This is a genomic window from Flavobacterium rhizosphaerae (assembly GCF_046000445.1).
GTDB lineage: Bacteria > Bacteroidota > Bacteroidia > Flavobacteriales > Flavobacteriaceae > Flavobacterium > Flavobacterium rhizosphaerae.
Genome location: NZ_JBELPZ010000002.1, coordinates 235,093 through 249,824 on the forward strand (window position 1 = coordinate 235,093; position 14,732 = coordinate 249,824).

Below are 14,732 nucleotides of genomic sequence, written 5' to 3' on the forward strand. Positions count from 1 at the left end.
CCTATCATCCCTATCAGATGTTTGATTAATAAATCAACTACCATAAACCATACACTATTAAAATACAAAAGAGGCTTCCTTGAATTCTAGGAAGCCTCTTTTGTATTGCCCGTAATTACTGTAATTACTGCATACGAGCTTTAATCTTTTTATAATCGTCCATACGTTCAAGCGCTTGGTACATAGTAGCAAGCAGTGAAAGTACATCCTGGTTTTTAGGTTCTATTTTTTCTGCTTTTTCCAGATACGGCAGTGCTTTGGCATATAATGCATCACGCTGTTTTTTCAACACTTCGTAACGTTTGTTATCAGCAGCACTGTTGCCAAGTCCATTCATTTCATCTACAATCTTTTGTTCATCCTTCAGGTTAAGTATACTTAAATTAATAAGTGCATTTACATTATCTGGCTTAATGTCTAATGACTTCTGATACAGTTTCATTGCTTCATCCTTATCGGTTTTAGAAGTAATAACACCCAGGTTAAAGAACAATTCGGCATTGTTTGGATTTTTAACCAAAGCATCCTTAATAAGGTTTTTATACATTAAGGTATCTTTGGTTTTAAGATATAATTCTGCCTCAGTAATAATAAGGTTTACATCATCAGGGTTCTCTTTTTTAGCTTTTATAATAGCCTGTTTTGCTTTTTCAGTTTCGCCTTTTGAGTTATAGATAAGCGCTATATTTTTTACAATTTCCCCTTTTACTGAAGGTATTTGCTGCTCTGTAGGCTCACTATATCCACCGTTTAAAACAGAAACATCCCTAAGTTGTTTATTAGGAAATTGTTCTACTACTCCATCAGCATTTTTAGCCATATATATAGTACCTTCTCCGGTAAAGCCAAGTTTATCAAGTTCAAGGTAGTAATTTAGAGCCTGATCAAAATCCTGAGCGTTTACTGCCATAGCTGCCGCATTATACAGGTTCACCTGATCAGTCTTATCCATATCATAGGCTGCTTTAAATAATGTAGCCGCCTCTGCAAATTTTTGTTCTTTACTCAGGTCTCCGGCTCTTTGCAATACTACTGCCCTAAGTTTAGGATAATAATCCTGCTTAATGCTTTCGGTAAGCTTTGGCCGCTTTTCATTTTTTTCAAGCTCTATAGCTTTATCAAAGCTCTCTAAAGCCACAGGGTATTCAGTACCTATAGTATTTGGGTTAAGCATCATATTGTTAAGTGCAGCTTCACCTTTGTAAAAGTAAAACTGTACTTTTTGCTCGTTATCTGCGGCATCAATTTTACCCTCTGCATCTGCAATAAGTTTTTTTGATTCCTGCACACTGGCACTTGTAGCCTCTTTACCGGATAGTTTTTTAAGGGCTTTAAGCTCATCCTTCTGCGCAAAAGCACTAAAAGAAAGCATGAGTGCCGCCACAATTACAAAACGGGTTTTCATATTTTTAGGTATTTATTATTCGTTATTATCTTCCTGTGTATCTCCTTCCGTATTTTCGTTTGGTTCTATATAACCCGTAACACCATTTTCGGCATCAACATTATCCAACACCTCTTCTACAGCTTCATCAATAGCGTCTTCTTCACGCAATACCTTAGCTACGGCTGCAATAGCATCGTCACCTTTAATGTTTATAAGACGTACACCCTGTGTGGCACGTCCCATAACCCTAAGGTCATCAACCCGCATGCGTATAGTAAGGCCCGATTTATTAATAATCATCAAATCATCGGCATCGGTAACATTATTGATTGAAACCAACACACCGGTTTTATCGGTTATGTTAAGTGTTTTCACTCCTTTACCACCGCGGTTGGTAATACGGTAATCTTCAAGACTTGAACGTTTTCCATAACCTTTTTCTGATACTACAAGTATTTCACTGTTGATATCATTTACAGATACCATGCCAATTACCTCATCTTTATCATCCTGAAGGGTAATACCACGCACACCGCTGGCGCTACGGCCCATTGGCCTGGTTTTGCCTTCCTCAAAACGAACCAGCTTGCCCGATTTTACAGCTATAAGTACCTGGCTTTCGCCTGTGGTAAGCTTGGCTTCCAGAAGTTCATCGTCTTCACGTATCGTAATAGCATTTATACCATTAAGCCTTGGCCTTGAATACTGCTCCAGCAAGGTTTTTTTCACAGTACCTTTTTTGGTACACATGATAACATAATGGTTATTAATGTATTCTTCATCCTTAAGGTCCTGGGTACAGATAAAGGCTTTTACTTTATCATCAGGCTCTATGTTAACAAGGTTTTGTATTGCGCGGCCTTTGCTGGTTTTGCTTCCTTCCGGAATTTCGTAAACCCGCATCCAGAAACATTTACCTTTTTGTGTAAAAAACAGCATATACTGGTGATTGGTAGCTACAAACAGGTGCTCAAGAAAATCCTGGTCACGTGTTGTTACACCTTTCTGGCCTACTCCACCCCTGTTTTGCGTTTTATATTCGCTAAGTGGTGTACGTTTAATATAACCGGCGTGTGATATGGTTATTACCACATTTTCATCGGCAATAAGGTCTTCAATACTTACATCGCCTCCGGCATATTGAATTTGAGAGCGGCGCTTATCACCATACTTTTCTCTGATTTCGCTAAGCTCTTCTTTAATAAGCTGCATACGCAGTTCTTTACTCTCTAACAGGGCTTTTAATTCAGCTATCAGTTTCATGATTTCCTCATATTCTGCCCTTAGTTTATCCTGCTCCAGCCCGGTAAGCTGCCTTAACCTCATTTCTACAATAGCACGTGCCTGTATTTCACTAAGGTTAAAACGTTCTATAAGTTTATTACGGGCTTCTTCTCCGTCTTTAGAGCTACGGATAAGCTGTATAACCTCATCAATATTATCAGATGCTATAATTAACCCTTCTAATATGTGGGCGCGCTCTTCTGCTTTACGTAGGTCATACCTTGTTCTGCGTATTACTACATCATGCCTGTGTTCTACAAAGTAGTGAATCAGGTCTTTCAGGTTTAGCATTTGCGGCCTTCCGGCTACAAGTGCAATATTGTTTACACTAAAAGAAGATTGTAGCTGGGTAAATTTAAACAGGGTGTTCATTACCACATTAGGTACTGCATCTTTCTTTAATACATACACAATACGCATACCCTTACGGTCAGACTCGTCTCGTATGGTAGCTATTCCTTCAATCCTCTTTTCATTTACCAGTTCAGCCGTTCTTTTGATCATTTCGGCTTTATTTACCTGGTAAGGAATTTCGGTAACAATAATGGCATCGCGGCCATCTACTTCTTCAAAATTTGTTTTGGCACGCACCACAATTCTGCCACGGCCAGTTTTAAAAGCTTCCCTAACGCCCTCATAGCCATAAATTACACCCCCTGTAGGAAAATCGGGTGCTTTTATGTGCTGTATAAGTTCGTCTATCTCAATTTCATTATTATCAATATAAGCAAGAGTTCCGTCTATAACCTCACTAAGGTTATGTGGCGGCATATTGGTAGCCATACCAACGGCAATACCCGATGCCCCGTTTACCAATAGTGTTGGTATTTTAGTAGGCATAACTGTGGGTTCGTGCAGGGTATCGTCAAAGTTAAGCTGCATATCAACCGTTTCCTTATCAAGGTCGGCCATAATCTCTTCTGATATTTTTTGCAGCCTTGCTTCGGTATAACGCATAGCTGCTGGGCTGTCGCCGTCTACAGAGCCAAAGTTACCCTGCCCGTCTACCAAAAGGTAACGCAGGCTCCACTCCTGGGCCATACGTACCATGGCGTCATAAACTGATGTATCACCATGCGGGTGGTATTTACCTAACACCTCTCCAACTATCCTTGCCGATTTTTTATGGGCCCTGTTGCTAAACACGCCCAATTCATACATACCATAAAGTACTCTTCGATGCACGGGTTTCAAGCCATCTCTAACATCTGGGAGCGCCCTTGACACAATTACCGACATGGAGTAGTCGATATAGGCCGATTTCATCTGGTCCTCAATGTTAATAGGAATTAACTTTTCTCCTTCTGCCATATAAATTTGGTTATAATTTTTAAAATTAGCGTTATATTAAAAAACGAGCCAATATACGTATTTATATTAGTATATTGTGAGGGTAAGGGCAATAAATTTAATACATTTATCAACAGTTTTAAGGGTGCTGTGAGTTAATAAAGTATTATTAAATATCTTGCATTACTTACTTTTTTTTCGTCAATTAGCATGACACGAATTTCAATAGGTACGGTTTTTGTAAAATCTTATCTGAATAGTTAAATTACCCTATTAAAGAGAACATTATGGATGACAATTTTTCACCAAGGGTTAAAGATGTAATTTCCTACAGTAAAGAAGAGGCATTACGGCTTGGTCACGACTTTATTGGTACGGAACATTTAATGTTAGGAATTTTGAGAGACGGGAACGGAAAAGCTATTTCTATTTTAAATAACATATCGGTAGATTTAGATCATTTACGCAAAAAGGTTGAAATACTCAGCCCTGCAAATCCAAACACCGAGCGTAATAACGAAAAGAAAAACCTTCACTTAACCCGCCAGGCTGAAAGGGCACTACGGACAACTTTTCTGGAAGCAAAGGTATTTCAGAGCAGTTCTATAAGTACAGCCCACCTGCTATTATGTATTTTACGTAATGAAAACGACCCTACAACAAAATTAATGAATAAGCTGAAAATTGATTACGAAACTGTAAAAGAACAATTTATCAACATGACATCAAACGAAGAAGATTATATGGAAAACCTGCCGAAAGCGGAGTCTTATAACGACGATACCGGACAGGATGACAGTATGCGCGAAAGTTCGTTCAGCAACCCTTCTTCCGGGTCTAAAGCGAACAAAAAATCTAAAACTCCGGTACTTGATAATTTTGGGCGCGACCTGACCGAGCTTGCTGAAGAAGGTAAGCTGGATCCGGTTGTGGGGCGCGAAAAAGAAATTGAGCGTGTATCTCAGATATTGAGCCGGAGAAAAAAGAATAACCCTTTGCTCATTGGTGAGCCCGGTGTGGGTAAATCAGCCATTGCAGAAGGGCTTGCGCTACGTATAGTACAGAAAAAAGTATCACGCATACTTTTTAACAAACGTGTGGTAACCTTAGACCTTGCCAGCCTTGTAGCGGGCACTAAATACCGCGGTCAGTTTGAAGAGCGTATGAAAGCCGTAATGAACGAGCTTGAAAAAAATGATGATATTATTTTATTTATAGACGAAATACACACCATTGTAGGTGCCGGTGGCGCAACAGGTTCGCTGGATGCCAGCAACATGTTTAAACCTGCCTTAGCCCGTGGCGAAATACAATGTATTGGTGCTACTACCCTTGATGAGTACCGCCAGTATATTGAAAAAGACGGCGCGCTGGAAAGACGTTTTCAGAAAGTAATAGTAGAACCTACCACGGTAGATGAAACTATTATTATACTTAACAATATTAAAGGTAAGTATGAAGATCACCACAATGTAATTTATACCCCCGAAGCTATTGATGCCTGTGTGAAATTAACCAGCAGGTATATGAGCGATCGTTTTTTACCGGACAAGGCAATCGATGCGCTTGATGAAGCCGGCAGCCGTGTACACATTACAAATATTGATGTACCTAAGCAGATACTTGACCTTGAGCGCCAGCTTGAAGAAGTGCGCGAGCTCAAAAACTCGGTAGTTAAAAAACAAAAGTATGAAGAGGCAGCCAAGCTTCGTGATGACGAAAAACGTATTGAAAAAGACCTTGCCATAGCCCAGGAGCAATGGGAAGAAGATTCTAAAAACAACCGGATTACTGTTACCGAAGATAATGTTGCCGATGTGGTAAGCATGATGACGGGTATACCGGTTAACCGTATAGCCCAGACCGAAAGCAACAAACTGGCAAAATTACCGGAATTAATACGCGGTAAGGTTATAGGCCAGGATGATGCCGTAAACAAAATTGCAAAATCAATTCAACGTAACCGTGCGGGGCTTAAAGATCCTAACAAACCAATAGGTTCGTTCATCTTTCTTGGGCAAACCGGTGTAGGTAAAACCCAACTGGCAAAAGTACTTGCAAAAGAACTTTTTGATAGTGAAGATGCCCTTGTGCGTATTGATATGAGCGAGTATATGGAAAAATTTGCCATATCTCGACTTGTAGGTGCGCCTCCTGGATATGTTGGTTATGAAGAAGGCGGGCAGCTTACTGAAAAAGTACGCCGTAAACCATATAGTGTAGTACTTTTAGATGAAATTGAAAAAGCACACCCGGATGTATTTAACATGCTGTTACAAGTGCTTGATGATGGTTTTCTTACCGATAGCCTGGGCCGCAGGATAGACTTTAAGAATACTATTATCATCATGACATCAAATGTTGGTGCCAGGCAGCTTAAAGATTTCGGACAGGGCGTTGGCTTTGGTACATCCGCCAAAAAAGCGCAGGCTGATGAATACTCAAAAGGTGTTATAGAAGCCGCATTGAAAAAAACCTTTGCTCCGGAGTTTATCAACAGGGTTGACGATATTATAGTATTTAACCCGCTGGAAAGAGAAGATTTGGATAAAATCATCGAAATTGAACTTGAAAAACTTTATGGCCGCATTAAAGATCTTGGCTACAACATTCAATTGAGTGAAAAAGCTAAAAATTTTATTGCTGAAAAAGGTTTTGATAAGCAATATGGTGCAAGGCCGCTAAGGCGTGCCATACAAAAATATGTTGAAGATGTATTGGCCGAAGAGATTATTACATCTAAAATATCTGGTGGTGATGAGATTTTTATGGATCTTGATAAAAACGAGACCGAACTTGAAGTTACCATCCGTAAGGCAGAAAACCCTGCCAGCTAATGACAAATCGGTTTTATTTCTGATTATAAAAAATCCCTGTACAGATTTTGTACAGGGATTTTGTTTTTTACTACTGATATACAATTAATTAGATGCAATAAAATATTTTCTTTAAAAAAAGGATTATCAGGCTGTACCTATAAAAAAAATAGTATTTTAGTTTCCAAATCATTATATAATGTCTGATAAAATAGTTATTGGTAGCGAAGAGTGGTGTTCTTTTCCACAGCTTAGCATACCTGCCATAAAAGCCCGGGTAGACTCCGGAGCCAAAACCTCTGCACTTCATGCAGTTAACATAAGCCCCTTCACGCAAAACGGTGAAGACTGGGTAAAATTTGATGTTAATCCAATACAAAACAATACCCGCGCTATTATAAACTGCCGTGCTCCCCTTGTAGATAAACGGGTGGTAAAAAGCAGTAGCGGCTACCGTGAGCAGCGTTATGTTATTAAAACAGAAATACAGGTTGGCGAAGCTAAATGGGAGATAGAAGTTACTCTTACTAACAGGGACTCCATGGGGTTCCGTATGCTATTGGGCCGTGAAGCAATGAGTGGGAGGCTGTTGGTAGACCCTGAGAAAAAATATGTGCTGGGTCAGCCAAGCCGCGAAGAATTAAAAGAGTATTACGTTAAGGAAGAAGATAACCCTAAACGGCTTAAAATAGGGTTACTTGCCAGCAACCCGGAACTGTACAGCAACCGCCGTATTATGGAAGCGGGGGAAATGCGGGGGCATGAAATGCATTTTTTAAACCTTAAGTATTGCTACATGAAGCTGGATGCCGATACACCGGAAATTCATTACCGGGGCGGACGTGTTTTAAATGATCTTGATGCAGTTATACCTCGTATAAGGCCCAGCATGACGTTTTATGGCTGTGCCCTTACCCGCCATTTTGAAGCCTTAAAAGTGTTTAGCCTAAATTCATCTGCTGCTATAACGCAGAGCCGCGACAAACTTTTTTCATTACAGTTATTATTAAACAGCGGAGTAGATATACCTACTACCGGATTTGCAAGCTCTCCACTTGACACTAATGACCTGATAAGAATGGTTGGCGGTAGCCCCTTGGTTGTAAAATTATTAGAAGGTACACAAGGCAAAGGTGTGGTGCTGGCAGAAACTAAAAAAGCGGCAGAAAGTGTTATAAATGCATTTAAAAGTTTAAATGCAAATATATTAGTTCAGGAATTTATAAAAGAGGCTAATGGTAAAGACCTGCGCCTTTTTGTTATAGATGGTAAGGTAGTGGCAACCATCCAACGTGAGGCTTTACCTGGAGAATTCCGTGCAAATATTCACCTTGGCGGTACAGCCTCGTTAATAAGGCCCACATTAGAAGAAAAAAGGATAGCGGTAAAAGCAGCTAAGGCTATGAACCTTAAAGTTGCCGGTGTTGATATAATACGCTCTACTAAAGGCCCGTTATTATTAGAAGTAAATTCATCTCCCGGCCTTGAGGGTATAGAAGGAGCTACCAATAAAGATATTGCAGGGGAAATGATAAAAGCTATTGAAAAGAATTTTAAAATAAAATTGAGTGAAAGATAACCACAGAAATATAGTTGCTGTTATAGGCGGCGTTGGGGTTATACTATATATAATTGGTTTCTTCTTTCGCATACTGCATTGGCCTTGGGGTTATTTAATGCAATATGTAAGTTATACCCTTATTGGTATTTGTGTTTTGCTTATATTTATATTCCTTATAATGTCTAAAAAGTAAATGCCTATGTTTAATAAAATTACTTTTTTATCTCTTTTTATGTTATTTGGGTGTATTGGTTTCTCACAAACGACCGATTGCACGCAATTTAAAAATGGTAAGTTTAAAGTAACTGACCCTGCCAGTAAGCAGGTATGTTATATAACGCGTGACGGAAATACCCAAACCGAAAGGATGGAAGACTCTGACGAAGAATATAATTTTGATATTGTTTGGATTGATGATTGTACCTATACGGTTACTCCTACAGCTTCGGCACTGCAGCTTAATAAAGAGCTGGATAAAACAGGCACCATGACGGTGAAAATTACCAAAACTAAAGAAAACAGTTATATACAGCGGGTTACGGTAGCCAACAACCCAAAATTCAGGCGCATGGATGAGGTATTTGTGGTTAAAGAGTAAATAAATACTGATCATGAAAATTTAAACTCAGAGATATATAAAAGACTTTTATTTTACCAGTAATAAAGGTTGGCATTAAAAAAGAAACAATACAAAATATAATTAGGTATGAGTGGTATTTTCAAAATGAGAACGCAAGCTTAAACCAAACGGTTATTATATATTTTAAAGATAATAAATTAACAGCTATGATACTTCATAATGAAATTCTGTAAAATATGTTGTGCCCTCTTTATTCTTATTTCATTTACAAGTTATTGCCAGCCGGAAAAGCTATCTGTTTACCAACATATTGATAGCATTGCACGCACAAAAGTTTACAAAAACGACTTATGGCAACTGGTAAACGAACTCACTAAAAATTACGATAAAGACGAATATAAAGCACGCGCTATTTTTATTTGGATAACCGATAATATTGAATATGATTACAAAGCCTATAATAATATAAAGCATTACAAACTTCCAAAATGCAACTACTTTCAATTAATACCTTATTTACAAAAAAAGCGCCTGTTAGGGCGCTTGTTTAATACGACTGATATAAAAATTTATTTTACTTTCTTATCCATTAATTTGGCTAAAGATTTAGCTGTTTTTGCAAACCCCTCACCTATTCTAGACTCATTGCTAAAGTTATTGCCCCACTGGTCACCGGGAGCTTCTTTAGACGTAATTTCAAGCAATACATTGTTTCTGTTAGCTGTTTCTACAAAACGAAGGGTAGTAGTTACTTTTGCAGGCTGTTTCATAACAGCAGCATCCCAACCCGGATAAATCCAGACTACATCAACCACTAAGGTATATTTAGCGCTTGTAAGCCCTTGCTGAATTTCAACATTTTTTGGGTTGCCATAGTATTTATTTAAAAGCTCCATAAATTTAGGATTCCAGATATCTTCCGGGCTGTCCTCCCATTTTTTCTTCCAACGGTCGCCTACTCCCTTGTTTTTCTCATTAAGTTCTTTAGACCTGTTGGCTACATATTCATCGTTGGTAAGGTTGTCTTTCATTAATTTAAGATCGGCATAATTAAATTCTACATTAATTTCTTTTACACCACTTAAAAATTTGAAATCACCTTTAGTAACTTTCATTTTTTGAGCCATAGCCGCTCCTGATACCACAAGGAAGGCAAGTAATAGAATTTTTTTCATTTTAATTCGATTAGTTTAGTTAAGAGCGCTAAAAATACTCTTTTTTTTAATTCGTTATAATTATAATTAAAAAATATGGATATGTAAAAGGTTTAATACATATCTTGAGATGATTGTAGGCTAACAAGAAAGGCGACAATTATTTTAAAAGCTACGATTAGTTTGAAAGGATGTCTTTAATCATTATTGAAATATTATTCTACTAAAAAAATAAATAGGTAAAATTTAAAATACATCTATATTTGCATAAAAAGAAATGGCGGATACTATACGATTTTATCAAATTGATTTCTTAAGGTTTATTGCTGCATTGTCTGTACTGCTATTCCATTATACATTTCACGGGTATACTTATAACGAGTCTGAAATTTATTATCCAGAAATTGCATCAGTTTTAAAATATGGTTATTTTGGAGTCCATTTATTTTTTATAATTAGTGGCTATGTAATATTACTTTCAATAAATGATCGCAATACTTTTAACTTTATAAAATCAAGGATTACAAGGCTATATCCAGCATATTGGTTTTGTGTTACCCTTACTTTTTTATGTATATATTTCTTCGGTCAATCTTATTTCTCAGTTAATTTCAAAGATTACATTACTAACCTTACTATGTTTCAACAAATAGTAGGTGTAAAGCATATTGATGGTGTTTATTGGACATTGACAATTGAATTAAAATTTTATAGTCTTATTACAATATATTTGCTAATTAATTACTTTAAAAAAATTAATATAGATTATTTCGTAGCAATATGGCTTTTAATTACATTATCATTTAATTTTTTTCAGGTAGAAAAATTTACGTTAATAAATCTTTTTTTGAATTTGTATGGCTATAATTCCCTTTTCTTAGCTGGGATGATTATATATCGTATACAAAAAAATGGAAATAAATTATTATATATAATTGAATTATTTTTATGTTTTATCTCTTCAATATTACTAGCTGAAAGAGAAGCAGTATATTTATCACTGCACCATCATGAAGTATACATTTCAAAAACTGTTGTATACATTTTATTTATAATATTTTATATTGTCTTTTACTTAATAAGTCAAAATAAATTAAAAGTACTTAATAAAAGTTATTTCTTGAAACTCGGATTACTTACTTACCCCTTGTATTTAATACATCAAAATATTGGATACATGATAATCAATCATTTGCATCAATACATTAATAAATATTTATTGCTCATTTTGTTAATATGCTTTATGCTATTTCTAGCATACTTGATAAACAATAAAGTAGAAAAGCCTTTTAGCAAATTTTTAAAAGAAAAAATTGAAACTTTAAGGGATTCTTTTAAGGGTAAACTTAGCTTGAAGTAATTCGCTTTCAGGCTTTGCTTTATATATTAGTTGCAATTATCTCTTCAATCTGCAGGCTTTGAAGATAAGCAATAGTATTTTCTATATCATAATGGAGTATTCGGTCTTCTTTAACCAAAGGAACTTCCTGCCTGTATGATTTTATGAACGATTCTACAAACTCACTGGATTGTAATGGCCTGCGGAATTCTAATGCCTGGGAGGCATTCATTAATTCTATTGCCAGTATACGCTCAACATTCTGCATTATCTTTAGTGTTTTGGTAGCTGCATTAGCGCCCATGCTCACATGGTCTTCCTGCCCATTGCTAGACACTATGCTGTCTACACTAGCGGGGGTGGCAAGCTGTTTATTCTGGCTCACAATACTGGCAGCAGTATACTGCGGAATCATAAAGCCGGAATTAAGCCCGGGATTACTTACCAAAAATGGCGGTAAACCGCGTTGTCCGCTGATAAGTTGATAGGTTCTGCGTTCAGATATACTTCCCAGCTCGGCAAGGGCAATGCTCAAAAAATCGAGTGTTAAGGCTAAAGGCTGTCCATGAAAGTTACCTCCGGATATAATTTCATCACTACTTACAAAAATATTCGGATTATCGGTTACTGAATTTATCTCAGTTCGAAAAACACGCTTTACATAATCAATAGTATCTTTAGTTGCCCCATGTACCTGTGGCATACAACGGAATGAATACGGGTCCTGAACATGTTTACCGGGCTGTATAATAATCTCGCTACCTTCCAGCAGTTCGGTAATGCGTCGTGCGGTAACAATTTGCCCTTTGTGGGGGCGTACCATATGTATAAGCTCGTTAAAAGGCTCAAGCCGGCCGTCAAAAGCTTCCAGTGATATGGCGGCAATAACATCGGCCAAATACGAATATTTAAAAGATTTTAGCAGTATATATACTCCATAGGCGGCCATAAATTGTGTGCCATTTAGCAGGGCTAAACCTTCTTTGCTTTTAAGTATAACAGGCTCCCAACCCATTTTTTGCAGTACTTTTTGAGCAGGCTGCCTAAAACCATCGGCAAACACTTCGCCTTCACCAATTAAAGGTAACGAAAGATGTGCAAGTGGTGCAAGATCTCCCGATGCCCCAAGCGAACCTTGGGTATATACAACAGGTAAAATATCATTATTAAAAAAATCAACCAGGCGTTCTACTGTTGATAACTGTACCCCGCTATTACCATAACTAAGTGATTGTATTTTAAGCAACAGCATTATTTTAACAATAACTTCGGGCACAATATCGCCAATGCCACAGGCGTGAGATTTCACAAGATTTTCCTGTAGTTGTGCCAGTTTATCTCCTGCAATTTTTACATTATATAACGCCCCAAAACCCGTATTTATACCATAAATTGGGGTATCATCCGCCTGCATTTTTTTATCAAGATAATTTCGGCATTTTTCTATGTTGCTACGGGCTTCTTCAGAAAGTGCGAGTTTTTTATTCTGTGTAATTATTTCATTTACAAGTTCTAGAGAGAGTATATCACTACTAATATAATGTATGGTTTCCATTTTAGGCGAGGGTTTTTCGATGCCAAAATTCATTATTCTGCAATTAAAAAACAACTTTTTTAATATATTTTCATTTTTTCAAGGCTATCTTCTCTATTGCAAGGTATGACTTACCTATATTATCTATACAATCTGATGCCGTAAATGCCTGTATACTTGTTTTTCCCGAAGCGATATCAGCAGTATGGCCGTGCAGGTATACCCCAAATATAGCGGCATCGGCTGGTGGGTAACCCTGTGCCAGCAAACCAGTTATAATACCAGTAAGTACATCTCCTGTACCACCTGTTGCCAGTGCCGCATTGCCGGTAGGGTTTACAAATACAGTATTCCCTTCAACAATCATGGTGTGTGCATCTTTAGCAACAAGTATAATATTATGGGCGTGTGAGAAAGCCTTCATCATTGCAATACGTTCAAAATCATTCTGCCAGCTGCCTATCAGCCGTTCCATTTCTTTAGGGTGTGGCGTAAGTATGGTATTTTCGGGCAGCAGGCTTAGCCATTCTTTGTGTTGCGCCAGTATATTAAGCGCATCGGCGTCTATTACAAGAGGTGTATGGTTATTTTTAAGAAAATTATATATGGCCTGCTGCGTATCGGGGTGCTGTCCTATGCCAGGCCCAAGGCCTATGGCTTTAGGAGTAACATCAAAACTTATAGCCTCAATATACTCCTCACCATTGGTTAGTGCCATAGCCTCAGGAAAATATGACTGTATTATGGTGTATCCGCATTTAGGCAAATAAGCCGTCACCAGTCCGCAGCCCGATTTTAGCGCCGCTTTGGCAGAAAGACATACTGCCCCTATTTTGCCATAGCTGCCCCCTATAATAACAGCATGGCCCTGTGTACCTTTATGCGCATAGGGTGCTACAGGACGGTATTTTTTACGTGCTTCAATATTATCGGTAAGGTATAAGCCTGTTGGTGTATTATTAATATATTCTTTATCCAGCCCTATGTCTAAAATTTCTATATGATTTACAAAATCCTTATTACCATGCAAATAAAATGCGAGCTTAGGGAACTGGAATGTTAATACATAATCACTCTTTACTGCAAATGTACTGCCTTTATCCATAAATAATCCTGAGGGTACATCTATAGAAACACGTATTGCGCGGGTGTCATTATTTATCTGTTTAATCAATGATTTTACTTCTTCTGGCATCTCACGGTTAAGCCCCAGGCCAAAAATAGCATCTACAAAAACCAGTTGGGCACGGTCCAACATATACTCTGCCCTAGTGTTAATTTTAAGGTCTGTTTTTTCCAGTTCTTCCTTAGCGGTCAAAAATTCTTCTGTGGGTTTCCCTGCCTCTTCCACCACATTTACAAAAACACGGTAATTGTCTTTATGTAAAAGTTTTGCCACTACAAGCCCATCTCCACCGTTATTACCCTGGCCGCAAAAAAAGTGAAATGTGGTTTCCCTGTCTGCAAAATGATTTTTCAACCACCAAAATACTTCACCCGCTGCACGCTGCATAAGCTGGTAATACGTAATACCCTGACGCTCTATTGTAATTTTATCAGCTTCTTTAGTGTTTATAGTTTCAAAAATCTTCATTTTTTAACAGGATTGTTGTATTTATAAAATATCCGTAAAAATTTAGGCTCATCATTGCCCGCCCTGTAAATTTATTATTTTTGTAAGGATATGTACGGTAACTACAACAAATATTTAACCCTTTCTGCCCCGCTTAACAAAGTGTTTGGCATTACCGGCATTATAACTACCACCATCACCCCATTAGGGGTAT

General features: G+C 37.6%; 9 protein-coding genes. 4 read left to right on the forward strand and 5 right to left on the reverse strand.

Going from position 1 to position 14,732, the window contains the following annotated elements; translation table 11 throughout:
• Window positions 1-124: 124 nt before the first annotated feature.
• Together ABS766_RS03555 and gyrA are read right to left on the reverse strand one after the other, a co-directional pair.
• Window positions 125-1,405, reverse strand: a complete 1,281-nt coding sequence (locus tag ABS766_RS03555) for a tetratricopeptide repeat protein (RefSeq protein ID WP_408083741.1) — start codon at window positions 1,403-1,405, stop codon at window positions 125-127.
• 15 nt (window positions 1,406-1,420) lie between these two features.
• Window positions 1,421-3,982 (reverse strand): DNA gyrase subunit A, encoded by a 2,562-nt coding sequence (gene gyrA / locus ABS766_RS03560; RefSeq protein ID WP_408083742.1) that lies wholly within the window; start codon window positions 3,980-3,982, stop codon window positions 1,421-1,423.
• A gap of 266 nt (window positions 3,983-4,248) precedes the next feature.
• On the opposite strand from gyrA, the gene ABS766_RS03565 reads away from it, so the two are divergent.
• The 3 genes from ABS766_RS03565 to ABS766_RS03575 all read left to right on the forward strand — a co-directional run bounded on the left by ABS766_RS03565 (window position 4,249) and on the right by ABS766_RS03575 (window position 8,936).
• Complete coding sequence (locus ABS766_RS03565; RefSeq protein ID WP_408083744.1) at window positions 4,249-6,798, forward strand: ATP-dependent Clp protease ATP-binding subunit; 2,550 nt, start codon at window positions 4,249-4,251, stop codon at window positions 6,796-6,798.
• A 178-nt stretch (window positions 6,799-6,976) separates the two neighbouring features.
• Window positions 6,977-8,356, forward strand: coding sequence for a 30S ribosomal protein S6--L-glutamate ligase (gene rimK, locus ABS766_RS03570; protein WP_408083745.1), 1,380 nt, complete (start codon window positions 6,977-6,979; stop codon window positions 8,354-8,356).
• A 181-nt stretch (window positions 8,357-8,537) separates the two neighbouring features.
• Entirely contained in the window at window positions 8,538-8,936 is a 399-nt protein-coding gene (locus tag ABS766_RS03575; RefSeq protein WP_408083746.1) for a hypothetical protein, read from the forward strand.
• Between the two features lie 551 nt (window positions 8,937-9,487).
• Here ABS766_RS03575 and ABS766_RS03580 read toward each other — a convergent pair.
• Window positions 9,488-10,093 carry a hypothetical protein gene (locus tag ABS766_RS03580; RefSeq protein ID WP_408083747.1) on the reverse strand — a complete coding sequence of 202 codons (606 nt, stop codon included), beginning with the start codon at window positions 10,091-10,093 and terminating at the stop codon, window positions 9,488-9,490.
• A gap of 256 nt (window positions 10,094-10,349) precedes the next feature.
• On the opposite strand from ABS766_RS03580, the gene ABS766_RS03585 reads away from it, so the two are divergent.
• Window positions 10,350-11,432 (forward strand): acyltransferase family protein, encoded by a 1,083-nt coding sequence (locus ABS766_RS03585; protein ID WP_408083749.1) that lies wholly within the window; start codon window positions 10,350-10,352, stop codon window positions 11,430-11,432.
• Between the two features lie 19 nt (window positions 11,433-11,451).
• Here the strand turns inward: ABS766_RS03585 and hutH are convergent, their stop codons facing one another.
• Together hutH and ABS766_RS03595 are read right to left on the reverse strand one after the other, a co-directional pair.
• A complete protein-coding gene (gene hutH / locus ABS766_RS03590) occupies window positions 11,452-12,966 on the reverse strand; it encodes a histidine ammonia-lyase (RefSeq protein ID WP_408083892.1) in 1,515 nt (504 codons plus the stop codon).
• 70 nt (window positions 12,967-13,036) lie between these two features.
• Window positions 13,037-14,539, reverse strand: coding sequence for an NAD(P)H-hydrate dehydratase (locus ABS766_RS03595; protein ID WP_408083750.1), 1,503 nt, complete (start codon window positions 14,537-14,539; stop codon window positions 13,037-13,039).
• Between the last annotated feature and the right edge of the window lie 193 nt (window positions 14,540-14,732).